The 25342-nt window shown below is 70.7% G+C and carries 19 protein-coding genes and 1 pseudogene; 9 read left to right on the top strand and 11 right to left on the bottom strand.

The features are described from left to right. Positions 1-165: 165 nt before the first annotated feature. The gene (locus tag AB0399_RS13195; RefSeq protein WP_366411331.1) at positions 166-2091 is read left to right on the top strand and encodes an alkyl sulfatase dimerization domain-containing protein; all 1926 of its coding nucleotides are present in this window, start codon (positions 166-168) and stop codon (positions 2089-2091) included. A gap of 229 nt (positions 2092-2320) precedes the next feature. Here the strand turns inward: AB0399_RS13195 and AB0399_RS13200 are convergent, their stop codons facing one another. After that, positions 2321-2794, bottom strand: a complete 474-nt coding sequence (locus AB0399_RS13200) for a hypothetical protein (protein ID WP_366411332.1) — start codon at positions 2792-2794, stop codon at positions 2321-2323. 149 nt (positions 2795-2943) lie between these two features. On the opposite strand from AB0399_RS13200, the gene AB0399_RS13205 reads away from it, so the two are divergent. Beyond that, on the top strand, positions 2944-3288 hold the full coding sequence (locus AB0399_RS13205; RefSeq protein WP_366411333.1) for a hypothetical protein: 345 nt from the start codon (positions 2944-2946) through the stop codon (positions 3286-3288). A 100-nt stretch (positions 3289-3388) separates the two neighbouring features. On the opposite strand, the gene AB0399_RS13210 is transcribed toward AB0399_RS13205, so the two are convergent. Then, entirely contained in the window at positions 3389-3973 is a 585-nt protein-coding gene (locus tag AB0399_RS13210) for a hypothetical protein (RefSeq protein ID WP_366411334.1), read from the bottom strand. Between the two features lie 334 nt (positions 3974-4307). Here AB0399_RS13210 and AB0399_RS13215 point away from each other — a divergent pair, with 334 nt between their 5' ends. Further along, positions 4308-6137: an alkyl sulfatase dimerization domain-containing protein gene (locus AB0399_RS13215; protein WP_366411335.1), complete on the top strand. Its 1830-nt coding sequence runs from the start codon at positions 4308-4310 to the stop codon at positions 6135-6137. A gap of 78 nt (positions 6138-6215) precedes the next feature. On the opposite strand, the gene AB0399_RS13220 is transcribed toward AB0399_RS13215, so the two are convergent. The 6 genes from AB0399_RS13220 to AB0399_RS13245 form a co-directional block, all read right to left on the bottom strand. Further along, positions 6216-10061 (bottom strand): GH116 family glycosyl hydrolase, encoded by a 3846-nt coding sequence (locus AB0399_RS13220; RefSeq protein ID WP_366411336.1) that lies wholly within the window; start codon positions 10059-10061, stop codon positions 6216-6218. A 30-nt stretch (positions 10062-10091) separates the two neighbouring features. Next, complete coding sequence (locus tag AB0399_RS13225) at positions 10092-11081, bottom strand: ABC transporter substrate-binding protein (protein ID WP_366411337.1); 990 nt, start codon at positions 11079-11081, stop codon at positions 10092-10094. A 50-nt stretch (positions 11082-11131) separates the two neighbouring features. Continuing rightward, entirely contained in the window at positions 11132-12184 is a 1053-nt protein-coding gene (locus AB0399_RS13230; protein ID WP_366411338.1) for an ABC transporter permease, read from the bottom strand. Further along, complete coding sequence (locus AB0399_RS13235) at positions 12181-12975, bottom strand: ATP-binding cassette domain-containing protein (protein WP_328460211.1); 795 nt, start codon at positions 12973-12975, stop codon at positions 12181-12183. Before AB0399_RS13235 ends, AB0399_RS13230 begins: the two co-directional genes overlap by 4 nt. A 185-nt stretch (positions 12976-13160) precedes the next feature. Then, positions 13161-13874, bottom strand: a complete 714-nt coding sequence (locus AB0399_RS13240; RefSeq protein WP_366411339.1) for a FadR/GntR family transcriptional regulator — start codon at positions 13872-13874, stop codon at positions 13161-13163. A gap of 796 nt (positions 13875-14670) precedes the next feature. Beyond that, positions 14671-15252 carry a TetR family transcriptional regulator gene (locus AB0399_RS13245; RefSeq protein ID WP_366411340.1) on the bottom strand — a complete coding sequence of 194 codons (582 nt, stop codon included), beginning with the start codon at positions 15250-15252 and terminating at the stop codon, positions 14671-14673. 168 nt (positions 15253-15420) lie between these two features. Here AB0399_RS13245 and AB0399_RS13250 point away from each other — a divergent pair, with 168 nt between their 5' ends. The 4 genes and pseudogenes from AB0399_RS13250 to AB0399_RS13265 all read left to right on the top strand — a co-directional run. Next, positions 15421-16239 carry an SDR family oxidoreductase gene (locus tag AB0399_RS13250; RefSeq protein ID WP_366411341.1) on the top strand — a complete coding sequence of 273 codons (819 nt, stop codon included), beginning with the start codon at positions 15421-15423 and terminating at the stop codon, positions 16237-16239. Beyond that, a complete protein-coding gene (locus AB0399_RS13255; protein ID WP_366411342.1) occupies positions 16236-17183 on the top strand; it encodes a DMT family transporter in 948 nt (315 codons plus the stop codon). The genes AB0399_RS13250 and AB0399_RS13255 overlap by 4 nt, the downstream gene beginning before the upstream one ends. A 47-nt stretch (positions 17184-17230) precedes the next feature. Further along, positions 17231-17815, top strand: a complete 585-nt coding sequence (locus AB0399_RS13260; RefSeq protein ID WP_366411343.1) for an FCD domain-containing protein — start codon at positions 17231-17233, stop codon at positions 17813-17815. Then, positions 17800-18183, top strand: a pseudogene (locus AB0399_RS13265) (M24 family metallopeptidase); the annotation flags it as partial. The gene AB0399_RS13260 and the pseudogene AB0399_RS13265, both read left to right, overlap by 16 nt. A 57-nt stretch (positions 18184-18240) precedes the next feature. Here AB0399_RS13265 and AB0399_RS13270 read toward each other — a convergent pair. The 3 genes from AB0399_RS13270 to AB0399_RS13280 all read right to left on the bottom strand — a co-directional run bounded on the left by AB0399_RS13270 (position 18241) and on the right by AB0399_RS13280 (position 21745). Next, a complete protein-coding gene (locus AB0399_RS13270) occupies positions 18241-19668 on the bottom strand; it encodes an aminopeptidase P family protein (protein ID WP_366411363.1) in 1428 nt (475 codons plus the stop codon). A gap of 89 nt (positions 19669-19757) precedes the next feature. Beyond that, positions 19758-20705 carry an ornithine cyclodeaminase family protein gene (locus tag AB0399_RS13275; protein WP_366411344.1) on the bottom strand — a complete coding sequence of 316 codons (948 nt, stop codon included), beginning with the start codon at positions 20703-20705 and terminating at the stop codon, positions 19758-19760. Next, positions 20702-21745, bottom strand: a complete 1044-nt coding sequence (locus AB0399_RS13280; protein WP_366411345.1) for a proline racemase family protein — start codon at positions 21743-21745, stop codon at positions 20702-20704. Before AB0399_RS13280 ends, AB0399_RS13275 begins: the two co-directional genes overlap by 4 nt. Before the next feature lie 188 nt (positions 21746-21933). Between AB0399_RS13280 and AB0399_RS13285 the strand changes: the two genes are divergently transcribed. Both AB0399_RS13285 and AB0399_RS13290 read left to right on the top strand, forming a co-directional pair. Beyond that, positions 21934-24294: a M9 family metallopeptidase gene (locus AB0399_RS13285; protein WP_366411346.1), complete on the top strand. Its 2361-nt coding sequence runs from the start codon at positions 21934-21936 to the stop codon at positions 24292-24294. 118 nt (positions 24295-24412) lie between these two features. After that, positions 24413-24559, top strand: a complete 147-nt coding sequence (locus AB0399_RS13290) for a hypothetical protein (RefSeq protein ID WP_366411347.1) — start codon at positions 24413-24415, stop codon at positions 24557-24559. The last annotated feature ends 783 nt before the right edge of the window (positions 24560-25342 follow it).

The following is a 25342-nucleotide window of genomic DNA, read 5'->3' on the forward strand; positions in this document are numbered from 1 at the left end:
GACCGTCCGGGGTCGATCAGCGGGAAGACGTCCTTCACGCAGGCAGCAGGTGCAAGGTCACCCGAATGGGCCTGGTGCGTTGCTGGTCAAGGCGCGCGCGGCAAGGGTGTGGGCCTGGGGCACCGTGCCTGCGGCCGCGTTCGTTGCTGCGGTCTGCTGCTGGACGTGACCGATTGGAGTCCTCCCGTGGTCTACTCGCCCAGGCCCGCCACCGCCGCGACCGCCGCATCGAACCGCGAGGCCGTTGCCCGGTTCGACATGGACGACCGGCAGGACTTCGCGGATGCCGACCGGAACCTGATCGCGCCGTTCCCGGACCAGTTGCGCGGCGCGGACGGCCACCTGATCTTCGACACCGCCAAGTTCGACTACCTGTCCGACGACGCCCCGGCCCCCGACACGGTGCACCCGAGCCTGTGGCGGCAGTCGCAGCTGATGCGCAAGGGCGGCCTCTACAAGGTGGTCGACGGCATCCACCAGGTGCGGAACAACGACCTGGCCAACCTGACGGTCATCGAGGGCGACAGCGGCCTGGTCATCGTGGACTGCGCGTCCAACGTCGAGGCTGCTTCCCAGGGCATGGCGATGATCCGTGAGCACGTCAGCGACAAGCCCGTCGCCGCGGTGATCTACACCCACACCCACATCGACCACTACGGCGGGGTCAAGGGCGTCGTCAGCGCCGAGGACGTGGCCTCGGGGAAGGTGCCCATCATCGCTCCGGGCACCCTCGCGTCCTTCGACAAGCACGCCATCGGTGAGAACGTCATCGCCGGCAACGCCATGTCGCGACGGGCCGGCTACGCGTTCGGCAGCCTCCTCGAACTGGGTCCCACCGGATGCGTCACCTGCGGCATCGGCATCACCTCGCTCCCCGGAGTGACCGTCTCCTACATCCCGCCGACCGACCCGATCACCGAGACCGGGACCAAGCGCGACCTGGGCGGCCTGGAGTTCGAGTTCCTCTACGCCCCGGACACTGAGGCGCCCGAGGAGATGCACATCTGGATTCCGCAGCTGGCCGCGCTGACCTGCGCGGAGAACGCCAACCACACGCTGCACAACATCCAGACCCTGCGCGGCGCCCGCACCCGCGACGCCCGCAACTTCGCCCGCTACCTGGACGAGACCCTGGAGCGCTGGGGCGACGACGCCCAGGTCCACTACGGCCCGCACACCTGGCCGGTGTGGGGCAACGAGGACGTCACCGGGTTCATCGGGTCCCAGCGCGACACCTACAAGTACATCCACGACCAGGCCCTGCGGCTCGCGAACAAGGGCTACACCCCGCTGGAGGCCGCCGAGGAGATCGAGCTGCCCGAGGAGCTGGGCCGCAAGTGGTTCAACCGCGGCTACCACGGCACCCTGCACCACGATGTGCGCGCGGTGTTCACCAAGGAACTGGGCATGTGGGACGGCGACCCGGTCTCCCTGCACCCCCACCCCCCGGTCGAGACCGCCCGCCGCTTCGTCGACCTCATCGGCTCCGAGAAGGTCCTGGCTGAGGGCAAGCGCGCCATCGACGCCGGCGACTACCGCTGGGCGGCCCAGATCCTGCACACGCTGGTCTTCGCCCGACCGGACAACCAGGCCGCCCACGACCTTCAGGCCGACGCCTACGAGCAGATGGGTTACCAGGCCGAGGGCCCGCAGTGGCGCGGCATCTACCTGACCGCCGCCAAGGAACTGCGCCAGGGTGTCCAGGCCGCCACCTTCGCCACCGCCAGCCCCGACACCATCCTGGCCATGCCCGTGGACATCCTCTTCGACTACGCCGCCGTCCACCTGATCGGCGAGAAGGCGGCCCAGGCGCACCTGCGCATCGACTTCCACTTCACCGAAGCGGACGAGACCTGGAGCATGTGGGTCGACCGCGGTGTCCTGAACGCCCGCCGCGGTGCCTCCGCCGACACCCAGCTCACCGTCACCGGCCCCAAGGCCGCGCTGGTCGGCGCCCTGCTGAAGCCTGCCGATGCCGCACAGCTCGCCCAGGCCGGCCGGCTGAAGCTCGACGGCGACGAGCAGGTTCTGCTGACGCTCGCCGGCCTCTTCGACGAGTTCGACCCCAACTTCAACATCGTCAGCCCGTGAACACGGGCTGACGGGCACGCCCGGCGGGTGTGGGGGCTCCCGCCAGCTCCTGCGACCACGCGGGCAGTTGGGCGAGAAACGTGTCCGGGCTCGCGGGACGGGCCTATGGCGGGAGCCATGCGGGCGGCTCCAAGGGCGGCTGAGCGATGCGGGTGCCGGGATTCCAAGGTCGCCCTGGGGACCTGCGGCCGCGACTACGCGACCCGGTGCCAGCATGAAAACGCCCGTGTCAGATGTCCCCTACTGCTCGTGGACAGAGCGCCTGCGCTCTCACGGGAGTGTCCACCCCGGGCTGAATGGGGCGAAGAACGGGGTCGATCTCGGCCAGGGCTTCGTGCATCTGACGAGCCCCCAGGGCAACGCGGTCGTCAGTGTCCCGCAACATCTCCGCGCACAACTGCATCGCGTTGTCCCGTTCCTCGGAGAAGATGCTGAACACATCGTGAAGTGCGGTGTGGATCCAATCGCTGTGATTCGAATCGGCGACTGCCAGTGCGGAGGCGACTACCGCCAACCCGATCCTGTCTTTTCGCCGCAGCACGGCTTCCGCGGTCACCCGGGTGACGAAGGTGTCACCTGGGTCGAGAATCAGCTCCAGTAGTGGCCCGAGGGCCTCCTGCATCTCGGCGAAGCCTGCCAGGCCGTGACCGGCATCCGCCCGGTCACGGTAATCGTGGCTTCGCCCGAGCTCGCGGAGTACCACGACAACTGCATGCCGCCGGTCTCTGTCCACCCGCCTACTCACCCGTCCCGCGATTTCGGGTCAAAATACCACTGGGGCACCCGCCAGATCATCGTCGCGACAGGCTCAAGCTTCGTTCCCGCGGAACAAGGCGTCATAGGCTCCAGGACATGCACAGCACCTTGACGGAGCACGCCCGGTGTCTCTACGGAGACGAGTTCGGACCGACGCCTGAGTGCGACCTCGACCACCGGGAGCACTACTTCGTCGAGGAACTGACCTTCGCTGACGCGGCTTCGATCCTCGCCATGCTCCGTGAGCTCTGCCCGCACGTGGTCGATGGTTGTTTGCCGGTCTGGGTGCGCAACCTGTCCTACCGGTTGGTGCTCCTGCAGCGACCTGATGAGCCAGCGCTGATGCGCGAGGCTGCCGCGAACTTGTGGCTGCACGGACCGGACTGGGATCGCGTCGCGGCGGACCTGGCGAGGCGGGCAGACGCCCTGGAGGCCGGCTGAGTTGGGACGCGAGGTCCGTAACGCGGGCCGGCTGCCCCGACCCCTGGCTGCGGCTGACAACCGTTCGTCGCTCGCGGCGCGTCTGGGGCGACGCGATGGCTCAGGCGCGCGGCGGCAAGACCTCGATCACCGTGGCCGTGCCGGCAATAGGTCGAGCTTCGTACATGGTGATCACATCACCGCACTTCAGATGCCTCCACTGCTCTGGTCTCAGAGGAGCCAGCCGAGCATCGGCCGTCTCTCCCGGGCCGAGCTTCTCCGCATATTCCACCCACAACCTTGCGATGCTCAGCTCTCGTTCCCCGCCGACCGTGCGATTGCCGATGTCCCACATCGGTCGGAGCCGACCGTCTCCGGAAAAGGCAGTCCGGCGTCGGCCCTCCTCCCCACCCGCCAGGCTCAAGGTCACCCGGACAGTGCCGTGCCGGACCTCCCAGGCTCGCCACTCGCACCAACTGCGGCTGCGGTCGAGCATCATCTGGCGAGAGGCCTCGGCGAGGAGTTCCCAGAAGTCCACCGACACGGGGTGGACGTCCCCGATCTCGATGAGAACGCCGAGCACCATCTCCCACTCCTGGCGCCCGATGTCCTCGCGAACATCCCCAACCGTCTGCCCGTTCTCTGCTACGGCGTCCTCAGACAGCAGGTCGACGGCCCGCCGAAGGAGTGTGAACGCGTCATCCATGTCCTGCATTGTCCCCTGTCCCCGGACGTCCGTTCATCTGCGACAAGGCAGGAAGTCAGCCGCACGGCACGCCCGGCTGGCCCCAGCAGGCGAGATGTCTGCCCACTACTTTCAGTAACTCGACGGCGTTCCGTCCCCACCGGGTGCACGGCCGGGCCGCGCCCGAAGGGGGCCACGAGGCCGGATCGCGCAGGTACTCGGGGACCGGCCCGATCTCCCCGTCGAACCCGTCGAACCCGTCGAACCCGTCGAACCCGTCGAACCCGTTGGGGACGATGGAGGGCGCGCGATACAGTTATGTGCAAATGTCCCGTTTCTGGGCTATTCGTTGTCCATGAGTGATCTCGACTACGCAGACACGTCCGACTTCGAGGACGCCGACCGGGGGTTCGTCGCCGCCCTCTCACCCGCGGTGATCCGGACGGACGACGGCCGGGTGATCTGGGACGGTGACGCGTACGGCTTCCTGGACGGGGACTGCCCTCCCAGCGCGCACCCCAGCCTGTGGCGGCAGAGCCGGCTGTGCAACAAGCAGGGCCTGTTCGAGGTCACCGAGGGGATCTACCAGGTCCGGAACCTGGACCTGTCGAACATGACGCTGGTCGAGGGCGACTCCGGTGTCCTCGTCATCGATCCGCTGATCTCGGCTGAGACCGCGGCCGCCGCGCTCGCGCTGTACCGCGAGCACCGCGGCGACCGCCCCGTCACCGGGCTGATCTACACGCACTCCCACGGCGACCACTTCGGCGGCTCACGTGGCGTGCTGCCGCACGGCCACGCCCCGGTGCCGGTGATCGCCCCGGCCGGGTTCCTGGAGCACGCGGTGGCGGAGAACGTGTACGCGGGTGGCGCGATGACCCGCCGAGCGGTCTACATGTACGGCGCCGAACTGGACAAGGGCCCTGCCGGACACATCAGCGCCGGATTGGGCATCACGACCTCCAAGGGCACGATCACCCTGGTCCCTCCGACGCTGGACATCACGCGCACCGGCCAGGAGGAGACGGTCGACGGGGTGCGGATCGTCTTCCAGATGACGCCGGACACCGAGGCGCCCTCGGAGATGAACTTCTACTTCCCCGACCGGCGTGCCCTGTGTATGGCGGAGAACGCCACGCACAACATGCACAACATCCTGACCCTGCGCGGGGCGGTGGTCCGCGATACCCGCATCTGGGCGCACTACCTGGGCGAGACGATCAGCTTGTTCGGCGACCGGGCCGAGGTCGCGTTCGCCTCCCACCACTGGCCCACCTGGGGCCAGGACCGCATTGTCGAGCACCTGGCAGGCCAGCGCGACATGTGGGCGTACCTCCATGACCAGACCCTGCGCATGACCAACCAGGGACTGACCGGGATGGAGATCGCCGAGCGGATGGAGCTGCCGCCGGCGATCGCGAACCGGTGGGCGAACCGCGGCTATTACGGGTCGGTCAGCCACAACGTCAAGGCCGTCTACCAGCGCTACATGGGCTGGTTCGACGGCAACCCGGCCCACCTGTGGGAGCATCCGCCGGTCGAGCAGGCCCAGCGGTTCGCCGCTGACTACGGCGGTGTGCCGGCGTTGATCGCCAAGGGCAAGGAGTACGCGGATACGGGGGATCTGCGGTTCGCCGCGACGCTGCTGGGGCACGCGGTCTTCGCCGCCCCCGACGACTCGATCGCCAAGCAGGCGCTGGCATCGGTGTACGAGAAGCTCGGCTTCGGCGCGGAGAACGCCACCTGGCGCAACTTCTACCTGATGGGCGCCCAGGAACTGCGCGGCACCGTCGCACACACCGCGCTGGAGACGACCAACCCCGAGATGGCGATGGCCCTGACCGTCGACATGCTCATCGACTCGCTCGCCATCCGCGTCGACGGCCCGAGGGCGTGGGACGAGAAGCTCACGATGACCTGGAACGTCACCGACGAGGGCCGTAGTTGGCACCTTCTGCTGTCCAACGGTGCCCTCACCTACCGCAGCACCGACACTGCCTCCGGCACGGACAAGCCGGGCCCGGCGGCCGACCTGACCCTCACCCTGACCAAGCCGGAACTCCTCGGCGTCCTGGGCGGCAAGGGACTGGACGGCGTGCACGTCGAGGGCGACCCGCAGGTCCTCGCCACCCTCACCGGCCTGCTCGACACCCCCGACCCCGACTTCGCCCTCGTCACGCCTTGACGTACAACCCTCGGGACAGGGGTGCCCCGTCTCCCGGCAGGGGGAGACGGGGCACCAGGGCGGGTGTGCCGGGCCGGGTCAGCGCGTGGTCAGGTGCACCTTCAGGCTGCTGCCGGAGGCGACCGTCACCATGTGGCCGAGGTCGATGGTGGTGCCCCCCTTGCCGGTGTGCAGGGTGGCCGGCACGGCGGTGCCGTCGAGGGTGACCGTGACGGCGGTCGCCGCGGTCGCGGTGGTGAAGGTGAGGTGGCTCAGGGACAGCGGTCCGTAGGTCACCTTGAGGGTGTCGGTCTGGCTGCCGCCGGCCCTGGTCTGGCTGAACAGCCCCCAGGAGTTGCCGGCGGTGAAGAACGAACTGTGGTTGCCGGGCCGGAACTTCGGTGCGAAGCCGATGGTCCGGGCCGGACCGTTGTAGGTCAGGCCCTGGAGCGCCTGGATGACCGACCAGCTGCTGCCCGAGCGCCCGTACCACTGCCCGCACTCGTCGTCGCCGAACGGGTTGCCGGTGCCGTCGCCGGTGGCGCAGGTCCCGCTGGTGATGCCGTTGCCGGTGCGCAGCACGCCGTCGTAGCGGTTGTTGACCGCGTCGACCATGGTGAGCCCCTGGGTGACGAGGCCGTTCTGGATCATGGTGGCGGCGGCGGAGTACTCGAAGCCGCTCATGGTCTCGTCGTTGTAGTTGACCGCGTTGGCGGGCTTGTCGTCGTGCGGCCAGGTGAACATGACCGCGGCGGAGTCGGTGGGCGCGACGAAGTCGCGCCACTGGTGGCTGTAGCCGAGGAAGTTGTTCTTGAAGTTGTCGCGGAAGAGGGTGCTCAGCGACTGCGTCTCGCGGTCGGCCGGGTAGATCGGGCCCAGCCCGAGCAGGCTGGACCACCACTGGCCGAGCAGCATGTCGATGGAGACGCCGTTGCCGTAGCTCTGGCCGGAGCCCTGGCTGACCTCGCGGTAGTACTCGCCGTTCCACAGCAGGTCGTTCTGTGCGGTCCGGCCCGCCTGGTAGATGCCGGTGAGCAGGGCGGACTCGGTCGAGTCGCCCTCCACGGTGGCCATCAGGGAGGCGGCGTCCGCTGCGGCGAGGTAGAGCGAGCCGGTCCAGGAGCTGGTGCCGGAGAAGTCGGTGTCCAGGGTGTTGTGGGCGAGCCCGGTGGTCAGGCCCGTCCGGTCGGGGTCGTTGGTCTTCCAGATCCAGTCCATCGCCGCCTTCAGGTGCGGCCACTGGCTGTCCAGCCATGCCTTCCCGGCGGTCGGCGAGTCGGCCAGGTACTCCCGATAGGCGGAGAGCACCACGCCGGCCTGGCCGTCGATCGCGGACCCGGTGCTGCCGCTCAGCGGGCGCTCGGGCAGGCTGCCGTCCGGGTTGATCTTGTCCAGCCACTGGGTGACCATGTCGGTGCCGATCTCGGGGAAGAGCTGTGGTGCGTCCTGGTTGTACTCCCAGACGTGCGGCGGCATCCCGCTGCAGCACCCGTAGCCCTCGTACCCGCCGAACATGCCGGAGTCCGTCCAGTACACGGTCGGGGTGTGCAGCAGTGCGGCGCCGGAGCTGGCCCTGTCCAGCACGTACTGGGGCAGGTCGGAGGCGTAGAGCGTGTCGTGGTACTTCCGGGTCAGGGCCTGGGCGTCGGCCAGGTGCGTGTCCAGGTAGGTGTCCAGATTCGCGGCCGACTTCCACAGGGTGGTGTAGTGCCGACCGCTGTACAGGCCGCTCTGGTGGGACGCGTCGGGGACCCACCAGCGCAGCGTGACGGGGATGTCGACCGACTGGCCGGCGGCCAGGGTGAGGGTGGAGGCGAGCGCCGCGTCGACGGTCTTTCCGGTGCCGCTGGTGGCGGTCGTCGGCCCGGTGAGGTCCGGGCTCCTGGTGAAGGCGCTGAGCAGGTTGGCGCTGCCCGACCAGGAAGCGGTCGCGGTGGCGTGCGGCGCGGTCGTGCTCAGCCGCAGGCTGGCCGCGCTACCGGACTTGGTCAGCTGGATGCGAGTGCCCGACGCGTCCTGCTCGACGGTGTCGGTGTTGTTCCCGTAGCCGGAGTAACTGGTTCCCGACACCTTGGCCAGACCGTCCCAGCCGACCGCGTTCTGCTGGGCGGCGAGCAGGCTGACCTGCTTGGCCGCCTTGGTGGTGTTGGTGAGGGTGAAGGTGTAGGCCGCCACCGGCAGCGAGGAGTCCTTGGTGTCTCCCGGCACCATCGGGCTGTCGAACTTCTCGGTGACGTCGAGGCCGGGCACGGCCGCCTTGAACCGGTAGCTGCCCATCGGGTATTCACCGGTCATGGTCAGCGACGGCGAGGCGGGGAACGAACCGGCCGGGACGCTTTGCAGCGCCGCGACCGCCCCGGCGGAACCCGCCTTGCCGGAACGGACCGCGAAGAAGGTGTCGGGCAGCGGATCGGCGGTGTAGGTGACGTTGTCGGCGGGGTAGAAGTTCTGCCAGTTGCGGCGCTGCCCGGTGCCGTCCTGGAGCAGCCCGCCGTCGCCCAGCGGGCCGACCGGGAACTTGATGTCGGTCAGCGCGCTGCCGGAGTAGACCTTGGTGGTGCCACGGGCGTTGAGGTCCTGGTAGGCGCGGGCGATGGTGTAGGCGGGTGGCGACTCGTCCCCCCGCGCGTCCACGGCCTTCACGGTGTAGATGTACTCGCCGGCCGCCTTCGCGGTGTGGTCGGTGTATCCCAGCTCGGTGACCGGCACGTTCGCCAGCAGGCTGGGCGCGCCGGTCGGATGGGTGGCGGTGGCGGAGGAGAGCGGGGCACGGTAGACGCGGTAGCCGGTGACGCCCGAGCTGATCGGATAGGTCCACTGCAAGGCCACCGGCCCGCGCTCGGTGTGGGTGGAGGCCGGATCGCCGACGACCGCGGGCGCACTGCCGGGGGCGGGGAGGTTGATCTGCACGTCGTCGAGGGTGATGTGGCCCCACTTGGAGGCGGCCTCGTCGACGACCCGCAGACGCAGGGTCTGCCCCAGGTAGGGGGTGAGGTCCGCCGTCAGCGGCCGCATGGCCTCGGAGTTGCCGCCGCTGCCCCGCCAGACCTGGGTGCCGTCGGCGGTCTCGACGGCGACGTACTCCTTCGGACCCTTTCCGCCGCCGACCATCATCTGGATCGCCGGCTGGCTCAGCACGAAGTCGGGGGAGACCACCTGGCCCGTGTAGCCCTCGTCGGTGGTCCCGTCCGGGGCCTCCTGGGTGGAGAAGTAGAAGGAACCCTGCTTGGTGTAGGGCAACGCCGGGGCGTCCAGCCGGTAGTCGCGGTCGGTCACCAGGGAGCCGAACGATCCGCTGACCGTGGTGAACCCCTGCGGAGTCCCGCTCTCGAAGTCGAAGGCCTGGTAGCCGGACAGCGGCTGGTTGACGTGGACGTCGTCCACAGTGACGTGCCCCCAGCTGCCGGTGGCCTTGTCGACCACCGCGAGGTGCAGGGTCTGCCCCAGGTACGCGGACAGGTCCAGGGTGCGCCGGATCATCGTCTCGGCGTTGTTGCCCTGGGCCTTGGCGACCGTCTTGCCGTCGGCGTCGACGACGCCGACATAGGTGTTCGCCGAGTTGCCACCGCCGACCAGCATGCTGATGTCGGGCCGCGTCAGCACGAACGAGGGGGAGTCGACCTCCCCGGTGTATCCGTCGTCGGCGGCCTGGGTGGGCGACTCCAGGGTCGACAGGAACCAGGTGCCCTGCTTGGTGTACGGGGTGGTGGGGCTGTTGTGCTCGAAGGCGCGGTCGCTGATCAGCCGGCCGAAGGAGCCGGACGTGACCTGCCAGCCCTGGGCGGTGCCGTCCTCGAAGTCCCAGGTGGTGCCGGCGTCGGTCGCGGAGGCGGTGGAGGGCGCGGGCAGTTGGAGGGTGAGCGCCGCCGCGGTGAGAGCCAGGGCGAGCGCCGCCGGTCCGAGGGCGCGGACGCGTCCGGTGCGGCGGGCGGGTGGAGCGTGCATGTCTTCCTCCAGGATGGGGGTGGCGGAGGTTCAGCAGCTGCTCTTGTAGACGTACTTGGCGATCTCCGGGGTGGCCATGTTGGCCTTGGTGAGCACCACGTACGGGGTGGCGATGCTGGTGGTGGTCGCCTTGCCCTGGAGCGCGGCGAGGGCCTGGTCCACGGCGTCCTTGCCGATCTGCAGCGGCTCCTGGACCACGACGTCCTGGACCACGCCCTTGCTGACGTCGTCCATGATCGGGGCGGAGGTGTCGAAGCCGACGACCTTGACCCGGCCGGTGGCGCCCGCGCTCTGCACGCCGGTGGCCACGCCTTCGACCTCCTGGGTGCTGACCGCGAACACCCCGGCCAGGTCGGAGTTGGCGGCCAGTACGGCGCTGAACTTGGCGGTGGCGGTGGCGGGCTGGCTCTCGCTGTACTGCGGGTCCAGCACGGTGATGCCCGGGTGGTTCCTCATCTCCTCGACAAAGCCCTGCTGGCGGGCGTCGGTGGTGGAGATCCCGGGCTTGGCGCCCATCACCAGGACCTTGCCCTTGCCGCCGATCTCGGTGGCGAGGGTCTTGGCGGCGAGGACACCGCCCGCGTGGTTGTCCGAGGCGATCTCGGACACCGCGAGCGAGTCGTCGGCCGCCTTGGAGTCGGCGAAGACCAGTTTGATGCCTTGGGCCTTGGCCTGGGTGAGTGCCGGGACCATGGCCTCGCCGGCCATCGGCGAGATCAGGATGGCGTCCGGGTGCTGAGCGATGACCGCGTTGAGCACCGGGGTCTGGCTCTCCGGGCTGTAGTCCTTCCCGCCCTGGGCGTCGAAGGACACGCCCTTGGCCTTGGCCTCGGCCTGGGCGCCGCAGGTCAGCGAGGTGAAGAAGGGATTGCCCGCCATGCCCTGGACGTAGACCATCTTGTAGTGCTTGCTGCCGCCCGAGCCTCCCGCGGCGGTGGAACCGGAGCCGGAGCAGCCGGCGGTGAGGGCGACGAGCGCGGTGAGGGACACGGCGAGTGCCGCGGATCTCTTGACAGGCATGGTGACGGGACCTTTCGGGCGGGTGGGTGGCGGAGCAGGGGAGCCTGGGGTCAGAAGCGTTCGAGGGCACTGCGCTTGAGCTGGTCCAGGTAGACCGCGAAGACCAGGACCAGGCCGATCACGACCTCCTGCCAGAAGGTCTGCACCCGGACGATCACGAAACCGTTCTGCAGTACCGCGGGGATGAACACGCCGATCACCGTGCCGAGGATGGACGCGGTGCCGCCGAAGAGGCTGGTTCCGCCCAGCACCACGGCGGTGACGGCCTGCAGGTTGTCGTTGGTGTGCCCGGCGATGTTGGCGCTGGCGTAGAGGGCCAGGTCCAGGAAGCCGGCCAGCCCGGCCAGGGTTCCGGCCAGCGCGTACACCGTGATCAGGTGCCGGGTGACGTCGATGCCCGATCGGCGCGAGGCCTCGCTGTTGGAGCCGATGAAGAGCGTGCGCAGTCCGAACCGGGTCCTGGTGAGCGTGATCCAGGCACCGATCGTGACGGCCGCCGCGATCACCACGATCCACGGCACCACGCCGAACAGCCGCCCCAGGCCGATGGTGGTGAACAGCGCGGTGGGGACGCCGTTGAGGTCGGAGCCGTTGGTCACCAGCTCGGCGATGCCCAGCGCCACGCCCATCGAGCCCAGCGTGGCGATGAGCGGCGGCACCCTGAGCCGGGCCACCAGCAGGCCGTTGATCGTGCCCCACACCAGCCCGGCCAGCAGCGCGGCGGCCAGGCCCACCAGCACGGCGCCCGCGCCGCCGCCGACCGCCTCCATCGCCTTGATCGAGACGACCCCGGCGAAGACCAGCACGGAGCCGACCGACAGGTCGATCCCGGCCGTGGCGATCACAAAGGTCGAGCCGACCGACACCACCAGCAGGACCGAGGCGACGGTCAGCATGGTGCGGATGTTGTACACCGTCAGGAAGGAGCCGGGGGCGGCGATCGAGAAGCCGACGACGAGCACGGCAAGGGTGACGGAGAGGTACAGCAGCGAGGAGCCGAGCAGCCGCTGCCGGAGCGTCCGCGCGAGCTGGTCACCGTCTTCGCCGTGCCGGCGTTCCCGGCCGGGGCCCGGCCGAAGACCGGCGGGAAACAGTGCACTCATCGGGTCGCCTCCGGGGCATCGTGTACGAGGAGTCCGGTCATGGCGGCCACCAGGTCCTCCGCGGTGGCCTCGCCGGTGCGGAAGCGGGCGACCCTGGCACCCAGCCTGAGCACCTCGATCCGGTCCGAGACCTCCAGCACCTGCGGCATGCTGTGGCTGATCAGCACGACCGACACCCCGGCGTCGCGGACCCGCCGGATCAGGTCCAGGACCCGTCGGGTCTGGACCACTCCGAGCGCGGCGGTCGGCTCGTCCATGAAGACCACGCGCTTGGCCCAGGTGACCGCCCGGCAGATGGCGACGGACTGCCGCTGGCCGCCGGAGAGCGTGGCGACCGGCGAGTCCACATCGTTCAGCTTCTGTCCCAGCGAGGCCAGTTCCTCCACGCAGCGGCGGCGCATCGCGGACTTGTCGAGGAACCCCATGCGGCCCAGGAACCCGGCCCGCAGCGGCTCGCGACCCATGTGGAGGTTGGCCGCCGACCCCAGCCCACCGGCCAGCGCCAGATCCTGGTACACCGTCTCGATGCCGGCGGCCTGGGCATCCTGCGGGGAGGCCAGGCGCACCGGCTCGCCGTCGATCCGCACCTCGCCGCTGTCCGGCAGGAGTGCGCCGGACATCGCCTTGACCAGGGTGCTCTTGCCCGCTCCGTTGTCCCCGATGAGCGAGACGATCTCGCCCCGGTAGACGCTGAAGTCGGCGCCGCGCAGTGCCTCGGCCCGGCCGAAGCGCTTGCGTACGGCGCGGGCTTCGAGCAGGGGTACAGGTGGAACCAGGGGTGGGGAAGGCATGGCGAAGAGTCCCTTCGGCGGGTGTGCGGGTGTGCGGGTGTGTGGGTGCGCGGGTGTGTGGGCAGCGGGCAGCGACAAACGGCGTGCAGCGAAAATCGGCGTGCAGCGGCGTACGGCGATCAGCTGCACGCGGGCAGTGAGATGCGCGGGGTCTGCGGAACAGGTACGTCCGGGAGCGGGTCGGCTCAGTGGGGGGACAGCATGGCGTCCTCGATGCCGGCCACATGTGCGGCGGCGCGGATTCTTGCCCGGTAGGTGTCCCCGGCGGCGAGGGCTTCGTAGATGGCCCGGTGCTCGCTGAGGGTGAGATGGAGGTCGGATCGATCGGTCACGCCGCACCATGCGTGCGGACGCAGCGTCTTGCCGGAGATGGTCTCCACGATGGTGGCCAGTACCGGATTGCGCGAAGCCCTGGCGATGACGCGGTGGAACGCCTGTCCGTTCTCCGCCGTGAGCCGACGGTCCGGGTCCGGGTCCTGACCGCTCACCAACTTCTCGCCCTGGTCCAGCAGTCGGTCAAGTTCGGCGAGCTCGTCGGAACTGATGCTCAGAGCGGCCTTGGCCGCGGCTTCCGGCTCCAGCAGACGACGGACTTCCAGGAAGTGCCGGACCGTGCTGTCGTGGTGCAGATCCACGACCATGTGCATGGTTCCGAGCAGCAACTCCGGGTCGAGGCTGGTGACGTAGGTGCCGTCGCCGCGACGGGTGTGCAGGACACGCATCAGGGTGAGCGCCCGGACCGCCTCCCGCAGTGAGTTGCGTGACAGCCCGAGCCGTGCGGCCAGTTCCTTCTCCGCCGGGAGCTTGTCTCCCGGCGCGAGTTCACCCGTGATGATCATCTGGCGGATACCGTCCACCGCATCGTCGGTGAGCGCCACGTACCTCCCTCCCTCGCGCATTAACCCGATGTTTCCTTGAATTGACGGAACCATATGAGCGTGCCGCGTCCCTGTCAATAACCCGATGTTTCCCGCTTCCGCGACGCTGCGCCTCGACGCGTTACTCCGGCAACAGGCGTGTGCCGGCTGGCCTATGGCCCCACCGGCCACCGGCCGACCAGGGGAGGAGACCGACGGCTCGGGCGGCCGGCCGATGGAGTCGGCGGACTCCGTCCGAGGGCTTGGCCGAGCAAGTCATCCGACTTATGATCGCAACCGCGACGCTTCGGCTTCGCCGTCCCCATCGGGTCCCACCAAGGACGCAACCGACAACCGACAACTGACAACCGACAACCGCAACCGACGACCGATGACCGCACGACGGGCGCGCCTGGTGCGTCGGATGTCCCGCGGCGGCCTTGCCCTACGGGAGATCCGGATCGGGCGTGGTGCGAGTCGGTCCGGCGAGCTCAGCCATCTGCACGGCGCGGCTCGGCGGGCTGCTGAACGCGGCAACCGGACGGCGGCCGGCCGACCTTGGGGCGAGAGCACTGGCCGCAGCCTTTGGCCCAAGGTGGCCAGGACGGCCGGCTCGAACGCGGTGTACCTCAGGGCCAGGTGTGTTGATCGCGGACCGCGTACCTGCCCAGCCCGTTCTCCACCGGCGCGAAGACCTCCTGCGCGAGGGCGACCACGGTCGGGTAGATGTCGTCGACGTTGGAGCCGCCCGGCCGGACAACCGCCTGTCCACGTCAGGGCGTCGCGTCGGCTCCGGGGCTGACCACGGAACGGCGTGCCCTGTTCCCGTGGCTGTCGCTCAGGCGCGCGGTCCGGCGCCGTGGAGCAGGGTGTCGATGATGCGGGCGGCCAGCGTGTCGGTGTCGGTGTCGGAGTCCTCGGGGCTCCCGTGCAGGGACTCCCCGAGCAGTGCGTAGTAGACCCGTCGTAGCCAGTGGAGGTCGGCCGTCTCGTCGATGAGCCCGTCCGTCCGGGCCCGTTCCAGCACGGTGAGGCAGCGCCGGGCGATGTCCTGGTGGAGGACGGCGGCTTCGCTGCCGGGCTCGGACGGCAGCCCCAGCGCGAACGCCCAGGCGCTCTTCACGTCGAGCACGTTGGCCGTGATCCGGTGCAGTGCCACCAGGGGAGGGGCCGTGTCGGGTCGGCCGTCCTCCACGGCTTGGGCGAGCTGGCGGGCGGCGGACGAAGCCAGCGCGTCGATCAGCGTCTGACGGTGGGCGAACCGCCGGTGGACCGTTGCCCTGGCCACCCCGGCCGCGGCCGCGATCTGCTCCATCGTCGCGCCCGGATCGGCGGAGAGCACGCGTTCGGCCGCCTCCAGGATCGCGCGCACGCTGCGCTCCGCGTCCGCCCGCAACGGCCGTGCCGTCGACTCGCTCATGGTGCCTCCCACGTGGCCGCTTGGTCCGGTAAACGATACATCGCTGAGTCAGTTCCAGCTTATCTGAGACAACTCTGTTGCAGATACTCGGGAAATGGGTATTCTTCCGTCTCAGTTACTCGCCACTCGCCACTCGCCACTCGTTGCTCGTCAAGCGAAGGAGTTCCCGTGCACAGCGCAGCGCTCGTCACCGGCGCCTCATCCGGACTCGGCGCGGAGTTCGCCGTACAGCTCGCCGCCCGCGGACACGATCTGGTCCTGGTCGCGCGTTCCGAGGACAGGCTCACCGCCCTCGCCGAGAATCTGATCGCGGAGCACGGCGTCCGCGTCCACGTCCTGGTCCAGGACCTCGCCGCACCCGACGCGGCCCAGCGCGTCACCGACCGGCTCGCCGCCCGCGGTCTGGCCGTCGACCTGCTGGTCAACAACGCCGGCTTCGGCACGTGCGGCCACTTCGAGGACATCGCCACCGCCCGTGACCACGACCAGCTGATGGTCAACGTCGTCGCACTGGTCGACCTCACCCACCGGCTGCTTCCCGGCATGCTGGCGCGCGGCACGGGCGCGGTCGTGAACGTCGCCTCCACCGCGGCCTTCCAGCCCTCCCCGTACTTCGCCGTCTACAGCGCGTCCAAGACCTTCGTGCTGAACTTCGGACTCGCCCTGCGCCAGGAGTACCGCGGCCGCGGCATCCGCGTGCTCACCCTCTGCCCCGGCCCGGTCGACACCCCGTTCTTCGACGCCATCGGCACCCGTGAGGCAGCCGTCAACGGCTCGATGACCACGCCGGAGCCGGTCGTCCGCGCCGCTCTTCGCGCCCTCGACCGCGACCGCGGCTACGTCACCCCCGGGCTCGCCAACGCCCTGTCCGCCCATCTCCTGCCGCGCCGCCCGCGCACCCTGGTCACCGCCCTCGCCGAACGCGTCACCCGCAAGGTCCTCAGCCCCGCGCGCACCGTTCCGCAGCCCAAGGAGTACGCGGCATGATCTCCTCCACGGTCCCGGCGACGGGCGCCGCCGCCGCGATGCTGCTCGTCGGCACGTCGACGGCGGTGTCCGCGACCATCGCCGGCTACCCCGTCCTCAGCGGCCAGGCCGTGCGCTACGGCCTCGCCGCGGCGATCCTTCTCGCCGTCGTGCGCCGCCGGCGCCTGCCCCGGGCCGGGCTGACACCCCGTGACTTCCTGCTCCTCGCCGCGCTGGCCGCCACCGGCCTGGTGGGCTTCAACATCTTCCTGGTGGAGGCGACCCGGTACGCGAGCCCCGCCATGATCGGCACCGTGATCGGGATGATCCCGGTGGTCCTCGCCCTCGTCGGGCCACTGACCCAACGCCGCCGCCCCGCCGCCCGGACCATCGGCGCCGCAGCCGTCGTGACCGTGGGCGCCGCCGTTGCCGCCGGGTTCGGCGGCGGCAGTCCGCGCGGTGTGCTGCTGTCACTGGGAGCACTCGCCGGCGAGGTCGCCTTCTCCCTGATCGCCCTCCCCCTGCTGCCCAAACTCGGCCCCCTGAGGGTCGCCGCCTACCCCGCGGCCATGTCCGTGCCCGTACTCCTGGCCGCGAGCGTCGCCATCGACGGCGCGAGCGCCCTGCGGTTGCCCACCCCCACCGAAGCGGCAGCGTTCGGCTACCTCGGCGCCCTCGTCACGGCAACCGCCTTCTTCCTGTGGTACGACGCGCTGCGCCGGCTGGGCGCGGATCGTGCGGGACTCTTCGCCGGCCTCGTCCCGATGGGCGCGCTGCTCACCACCGCCGTGCTCGGGCGCGGCGTGGTGGGCCCGGCGGATGTCGCAGGCGCCTTGGTCGTCGCCGCCGGCGTCGTCATCGGGCTGCGCCGACCGCCCAGGGCGAACGGCGCGAACCGGGACGGCCGCCTGGACCGGAACCCCGAACGCGCCAACGGGCTGCGGGAACTGACGGCGAACTCGTGAACGGGCACCCCGTTGCGGCGTTCGCGGCGGGTGGCGCTGACCGGTCGGTGCCCTCGCGTGCGTCCCTGTGCGACGCCGACCGGCCAGCGGCCCGCACACCGTTCCGGCGAGCCGGCCGTGCGCGCGATCCCCAAGCCGCAGACGGCTATCGCCGACGACCGGGCCTCCCGGTCCGCCGACCGGCGGCCCTTGCCGACGGTGGTCGGAGCAGGGCGGCCCTCCGGCGAGCGGGTAGCAGTGCCCGCCCGGAGGGCGCCCGCCGGCCGCAGCGCCGGGCGGCGAGGCTCAGCGCTGCCTCACGTCGAGCCGGACGTCCAGGACTGATCGCGTACCTGGAGGCCGACCGGCGCTTCCACCTCGGGTTGCCGGGCCTTGCCGGCAACGCCCACCTCGTCCAGGTGGTGGGCGACCTCCGCAAGCGCTCGCGGCTGTACGGGCTCACCGCGCCGGACGCGAGGGGCCGCCTGGTGGAGTCCGCCGAGGAGCACCTCGAACTGCTCGACCTCATGATCGCCGGGGACGTCGAGGGCGCCCAGGCGTGCATGCGGCGCCACCTCGGCAACGTCCGCTCCCTGTGGGCCGACACCCCGGAAGGGGCCCCGTCCGCCGGGCCGGATCGCGGCGCGAGCTGACGGTGCGCCTGGTGGACTGGGGACTGCTCGGCAACCGGTCGGTGGAGGAGGTCTTCGCGCTCGGCCCGCACCGGCGCTGGACGCTGGCCGGCACCGGCCACATGCTCGACCTGGACGTGCACGACTGCGCGCTGGCCCCCACCGAGGCGTACGTGGACGGCACGCTGGCGCCGGGGATGGTGCTCACGGTGGAGCCCGGCCTGTACTTCCAGCCCGACGACCTGACGGTGCCCCAGGAGTACCGGGGGACAGGCGTGCGGATCGAGGACGACATCCTGGTCACCGCGGACGGCAACGAGAACATGTCGGCGGGTCTGCCGCGGTCCGCCGACGAGGTGGAGGCGTGGATGGCCGGCCTGCGCGGCTGACACGGGTGTGCGGCCGCCGCGGCGGCCCCACACCCGGCTTCCCGGACCGAGCGGGACTCAGCGTGCGGCGGTCACCCACGCTTCGACGTCGTCCGCCGCCCGCGGCAGCGCGGAGGACAGGCACTCGGCGCCGTCCGCGGTGATGAGGAAGTCGTCTTCGATGCGCATCCCGATGCCGCGCAGGTGTGCCGGGACCGTCAGGTCGTCGGGCTGGAAGTACAGGCCGGGCTCGACGGTGAGGACATGGCCCGGCTCCAGGACGCCGTCCAGGTAGGCGTTGCGGCGGGCGTCGGCGCAGTCGTGGCAGTCCAGGCCGAGCATGTGCCCGGAGCCGCAGACGGTGTAGCGGCCGTAGAGGGAGGAGTCGTGCGGGCCGGCGCCGCCCGGGCGCAGGCCCCATGCGTCCAGGCCCTCGGTGACGACGCGCGCCGCGGCGTCGTGGAAGTCCCCGAACCGCGCGCCGGGCCGCAGCGCGGCGATGCCCGCGGACTGCGCCGCGTACACCAGGTCGTAGACCTGCCGCTGGGCGTCGGTGAAGCGCCCGCCGACCGGCAGGGTGCGGGTCACGTCGCCGGTGTAGCAGGTGTCGGCCTCCACGCCGGCGTCCAGCAGGAGCAGTTCGCCGTCGCGTACGGGACCGTCGTTGCGCATCCAGTGCAGGACGCACGCGTGCGCGCCGGCCGCCGCGATGGTCTCGAAGCCGAGGCCGTAACCCTCCAGCCGGGCCCGCCGGTTGAAGGTGCCCTCGATCCAGCGCTCGCCGCGCGGCAGCCGCATGGCGGTGGGCAGTTCGCCCGCCACGTCCTGGAACGCGGCCACCGTGTGCCCCACGGCCGTGCGCATCTGCTCGACCTCCCACGCGTCCTTGACCAGCCGCGACTCCGACAGGTAGGCGAGGAGTCCGGCCTCGGCCTCGGCGGCCGGGGGCGCCGCCGCGTCGACCACCGGGTCCAGGCCGCGTACCACCCGGGTCGGCACGCGTGGGGTGAGGGCACGCGCGAGGTCGTCGCGGGGGAGGACCGTGAGGCCGAGGGCGTCGGAGGTCTCCGCCAGGGTACGGCGCCGGCCGACCCAGAACTCGCCGTACCTGCGGTCGCGGTAGAACTCGGTGCCGTACGGCCCGCCGTCACGCGGCGAGCGCGGCCGGGCGAAGACGGTGGCCTCGTGACCCGTGCCCGTCGGTTCGAGGACGAGGACGCTGTCCGGGACGGCGGTGGCGCCCTGCTCGGCGGTCAGGTGGAGGTAGGCGGAGTGCGGCCGGAAGGTGTAGTCGAAGTCGTTGCTGCGGACCTTCAGGCCGCCGGCCGGGACCACGATCCGCTCGCCGGGGAAGCGCGCGGACAGCCGCGCGCGACGGTCGGCCGCGTACGCCGCGCCGGGCAGGACCGTGACCGCGGGGACCTCCTTCGCCCACCCTTGCGTGAAGCACTCCGCCAATGTCGGCGGTACCGCGCGGTCGTGGCTCGCGCCCTCGCGCGGCCGCATGTCGTCTCGCCCCACCGTCTGCTCCGTCCGTCGGGAACCCCTCATGAAGGCGACGGTACCATTTCACATGGTATAGAAACAGAGGGATGTCACTCCGCCCGTGCTCCCGGCCGGGATGCCCCCGCCTGCCGGTACGCCGCGACGGCGACCACCAGGTCCTGCCACCCCATCCCGCAGGTCTTGACCACGGTCGGACGCCCGCCGGGCGGAGCCGCTCGCGAGCGGAGCAGGTCGGCCATCGTGACCAGCGCGTCCGGGTCGAGCGCGCCCTCCGCGACCGCCTGGATCACGTCGCCGGCCTCGCGCAGCGCGCTCGCCCGGCTGTCGACGACGACCGTGGCGCGTGCCATGAGCGTGCCGTCGAGTTCGCGCACCGACGGCTCGTGGGAGCCGACGGCCAGCACGAGCGCCGCGTCGCGGACGAGACGGCCGTCGAGGACCGGCGTGCGGGCCGAGGTCGCGGTGACGATGACATCCGCGGCGCGGACATGGTCGGCCACGGCCGCGTCGTCCGCGGTCGGATGGCGGTCCGCCCAGGCCAAAGGCGTGCCGCGCCGGGTGACCGCCGTGACGTCGGCGACCGGTGCGTGCGCCCGGATGGTCCGCACGTGCCACTCGGCCTGCGGTCCCGCGCCGAAGACCACGAGTCGCAGCCCGTCCGCGGCGCTCCCGGCGAGTTCGCGCAGCCGGTCGATGCCGCCGGCGACCGAGACCGCCGGGGTGCGCAGCGTCGTCAGCGCGACGCCGTCGAGGATCGCGGCGGGCCGCAGGGTCCGGCTGTCGTGCAGCAGGTAGGTCGCGTTGATGCGGTCCAGGCCGAGGGCGGCGTTGCCCGGGGCGACGGTCGCGACCTTCACCCCGAACCAGCCGTCGGCCTCCGACGGCATGAACAGCCCCTGCCCGTGGGCCAGCGGCGCGATGGCCCGCGGGATGTCGCTCTCCGGGTCGAGGCCCGCGGCCAGCGCGTCGCGGATGGTCCGGACGGCGCCCACCGGGCCGAGCGCGAAGACCTGTTCGGCGTCGAGGAGTTCGGTCATCGCAGCACGAACCCGGGCAGCAGGGTGTCGCGGGGGTCCACGGTGAACCGGCACGTGCCGACCGCGTGCGCGGTGCCCGTCACCGCCGTGACGACCGCCGGGATTCCGTGGGCCGAGGTCTGCTCGGTGATCCGGGCGTGGAACACCGAGCCCACCACGGACTCGTGCCGCAACTCGTCGCCCGGGCGCAGCTGTCCGGTGCTCGCGAGCACCGCGACCCTCGCCGACGTGCCGGAACCGCACGGCGAACGGTCGACCTGGCCGTCCGCGAACACCGTGACGTTGCGCTGCCGTACCAGCCGGCTGCCGTCGGCGCGCTCCTCGGTGGGCCCGGTCTCCTCGGTGAGGATCGTCCCGTAGATCCCGGATCGCCGGGGATCGAGCGGGTGTTCGGCGGCGCCGGCGGCGTTCAGCGCGTCGCGGATCTCCCGTCCGACGGTCATGAGTTCGGTGACGTCCCGCGGCCGGACGCGCAGGCCGGCGGACTCGGCCGGCAGCACGGCGTACATCGCGCCGCCGTCGGCGATGTCGACGGTGACCTTCCCGCGGGAGGTCGGCACCTCGACGCCGTGCGCGTGGACGTACGCGGGCACGTTGGTGAACGTGGCGTCCTGGACCCGGCCTTCGGCGGTCCTGACGCTCGCCGTGACCCGCCCGGAGGGGACGTCGATCACGACGTCGGTCGTGCCGTCGGCGGGTGCCGGGACCCGGCCGGAGGCGACCGCCCACGAGCCCAGCGCGATCGTGCCGTGCCCGCACGCGGTGGAGAACCCGTCGTTGTGCCAGAAGAGGACACCCAGGTGGGCGCCGTCGTCGTCGGGCGGAACGAGGAACCCGCCGTACATGTCGGCGTGGCCGCGCGGCTCGCGGCACAGCAGCGCCCGCAGCCACTGCGCCTCCTCGCTCGCCGTCGCGACGACCCGCCGCTCGGCGACGGTCAGCCCGTGGCCGGTCACCGCTTCCGGGCTGTCCTCGACGATCCGGAACGGTTCGCCGCCGGTGTGCCAGTCGATCGTCTCGATCGGCCGCGTCCTCGTCATCCGCCACTCACTCCTGTCAGGCATCGCCGACCGGTGCGCCCGGTGTCCTCGCGCGCCGGTGTTATGGGTCGGCCGGGGACAGTGCTGGGTCCGCGAGCATTGCCCATGGCTTCACCCCAGTGCAATGTTACATACCGCTGCCGGCCACATCGGACAGCGTTCCCTCAGTTCCCCCCACTGGAGATGCGATGCACTGTCGTTCACTACTGCCCAGAATCCTGGCCGCCGGTCTGGCGGCCGGAGGGCTCGTCACCGGCCTGATGACCACTCAGGCCGCGGCGGTGGCACCCGGCGCCGCCCGGGCCGCCGCGGCGTCGTCCAGCACCACCGGCAGGCATGCACCCTCGTCGGGCGTGTCGCCGACCGTCGCGGCCGTGCAGGCCGCCAGGCAGCACGGAAAAGCCACGCCGACCGGGCCCGAGACCGGTCGGTCCCAAGCCACCGTCACCCGCGCCAAGCCGGTGCCCGCGAAACTGCGCGGGGAGCCGGTCGCCCTGGGCTCGGCGAAGCCGTCCAAGCCGCGCCTGCCAGGACACGCGGCACGCAACGCGGCCGGTGCCGCGCGGCCCGCCGCCGTCACGTCGTGCACCACGTCGGACTTCTCGGGCCGCTCCGGAAGCGACCTGGTGTCGTACATCAAGACGGTGGACTGGGTCGCCTGCATCAACCCGCTGTTCAGCCTGACCGGCTCCGACGCGAAGGCGGTGTTCAACCAGAACCAGATGCTCGCGGTGGCGAACGGCGTCGCCGACGCGGCCTCCTCCTACACCGGTGACGACTCCGGCGGCCTGTTCGAGCTGATGTACTTCATGCAAGCCGGCTACTACGTGCAGTACGGAGACCCCGCGGACGTCGGTACGTACGACTCCTCGCTGCGCAGCGCCATCGAGAGCGGGTTCAACGCCCTGTTCGCCGACTCCCACGCGAACGACGTCAGCGCGGGCAACGGCAGCGTGCTGGCGGAGGCGTTCGTCCTCACCGACAGCGCGCAGGCGCAGGCCGACTACCTGGACGTCTACGCCCGGTACCTGAGCACCTACGACAGCAGCACCTGGGACGCCGTGCCGGAGATGGACCAGGCGCTGAACGCGATCTACACCCCGCTGTGGCGCGGCCCGTGGATCACGGACTTCGTCACCGCGATCACCGCGAACCCGGGCATCGCCGACACCCTCTCCACCTTCACCCTCGCCCACCGCGACCTGCTCGGCGGGGACAACGACGTCCTCGACTCCAACGCGGGCAACGACCTGGGCAACTTCCTCCAGATACCCGCCCTGCAGAGCAAGGTCCGCCCGCTCGTCAAGGGACTGCTGGACGGTTCGTCCATCACCGGGGCCACCGACAACCTGTGGGTGCACGTCGCCTACCAGGCCAACCTCGACGACTCGGGCCAGTGCTCCTACTACGGGGTCTGCGACCTGACGCAGCAGCTCACCGCGGCCGCGCTGCCGATCGACAACTCCTGCAGCAACTTCACCATCATGGCGCAGGTGCTCACGGCGACCGAGCAGTCCGACGTCTGCACGAGCCTGTCGAACGAGGTCGCCTTCTACCAGAACCAGGTCAAGACCACCACGCCGATCCCCGGTGAGTACTTCGACGTGAAGATGGTCATCTTCGGCAGCAGGGCCGACTACACCACCTACTCGTGGGCGATCTTCGGCAACGACACCGACAACGGCGGCGAGACGCTGACCGGCACGCCGACCGACCCGAACAACGTCGCCTACTCCATCCTCTACCAGGAGCCGACCGACAACGGCTTCACCGCCAACGCCTGGAACCTCAACCACGAGTTCGCGCACATCCAGCAGTCCATCTACGACATGAAGGGCGACTTCGGCACCCAGACCACCGTCCCCGACGTGTGGTGGATCGAGGGCCAGGCGGAGTACGTCTCCTACACCTACCGCAACCTCACCGACGACGGCGCGCTGACCGAGGCGGCCAAGCACACCTACAAGCTCAGCCAGCTCTTCCAGAACACCTACGCCATCGACGACGAGACCCGCACCTACCCCTGGGGCTACCTGGCCGTCCGGTACATGACCGAGAAGCACCCGGACCAGATCCAGGACATGCTGGCCAAGATGCGCACCGGCGACTACCAGGGCGCCTACGCCGTCTACAACACCATCGGCACCAGCTACGACGCCGACTTCGACGCCTGGCTCACCACCCTGGCCGGCGGCGGCAACAGCGGCGGCGGCACGGCCACGGCCTGCACCGACACCAACACCCAGGCGATGGACCGGAACTGCTACCGCTCCGACCAGTCCCGGGTGGCCGGTGACACCGACTACTTCTGGGTCTACCTGCCGGCCGGCACCACCACCTTGAAGGTCACCACCAGCGGCGGCACCGGCAACGCCGACCTCTACTACGACCCGGCGAACTGGGCCGGCCCGTCCACCTTCACCGAGAAGTCCACCAACCCCGGCAACACCGAGAGCATCACCGTCACCAACACCGACGCGGGCTACCGGTACCTCAGCCTCTACGCGGTGACCGACTTCAGCGGAGTCACCGTCACCACCTCCTACTGACGTCTTGACGTCTCCCTCACTGGCGGTCCCTGGCTGAACCGCGGCCGCGGTCGACTCCGGTCGGCCGTGGCCGCGGCGCACGCCGCCCCAGCGCGGGCCACTCGGCGGCTGGTCGGGGGTGCGGGACCCGCGGGAAGGGAGCAACACCGACTACGGCGCGATCGTCGGCGGCACCGCGCTGTCCACCGTGCCGATGGTGATCCTCTTCCTCGTGCCGCGACGGCAGTTCATCGCCGGCCTGCCGGCCGGAGCCACCAAGGGCTGACCCCCCGCCCCCGCCCCACCCCGACCTCCGGCGAACCGACGCGACTCACGGAAGGCAGTGCACGTTCGATGACCGAAGCACGGACCGAAGCATGGACCGAAGTACAGGAAGTCTGGGAGCCCTACGCCCGTTCGGGCCCGGCACGCCCCCGGCTGGAGGCGATGCCCTCGAGCGGCGTCGACCTGCTCGTCGCCGGCAACGCCGGCGTCAGCGAACTGTCCGAAGGAGTCACGGAGGTGACGGTCGTTCCGGAGGGCTCCGAGGTGGGGCCGGTGCGCCTGGAGTGGCGGCTGCCCCGCGTGGACGCGACCGCCTTCTGGACCCCGTACGGCAACGGCGCGGGCGGCCGGCTGCCCGCCTCGTGGTCGGCACCGCAGCGCATCGACCTTTCCCGTGGCGCCCCGATCGCCGCTCTGGTCGGCACCGGCGACACCGGACTGTGCTGCTTCGCGGCCGACCGCATCGACGTGGAAGCCGGCGGCGGCGTCGTGGAGGAGACCGGGGAGTTCCGGTTCTGGGTGCGCGCGGACGGACCGCTGACCGTCCGCATCGACACCTCGCGCCGCCACTTCGGCACGTGTCTTCGGGAGTTGATCCGCTGGTGGGAGGAGTTGCTGGCCGACGAGGTGACCGTGCCCGACGCGGCCCGGCGCCCGGCCTACTCCACCTGGTACTCGATGCACCAGGAACTCTCCCCGCAGCGCCTGGAGGAGCGGGCGGCGCTCGCCGGGCCGCTCGGCAGGGAGGCCCCGATCGTCGACGACGGGTGGACGACCGCCGACC

The sequence above is a fragment of the Streptomyces sp. NPDC088194 genome, from assembly GCF_040702025.1.
Taxonomy (GTDB): domain Bacteria; phylum Actinomycetota; class Actinomycetes; order Streptomycetales; family Streptomycetaceae; genus Actinacidiphila.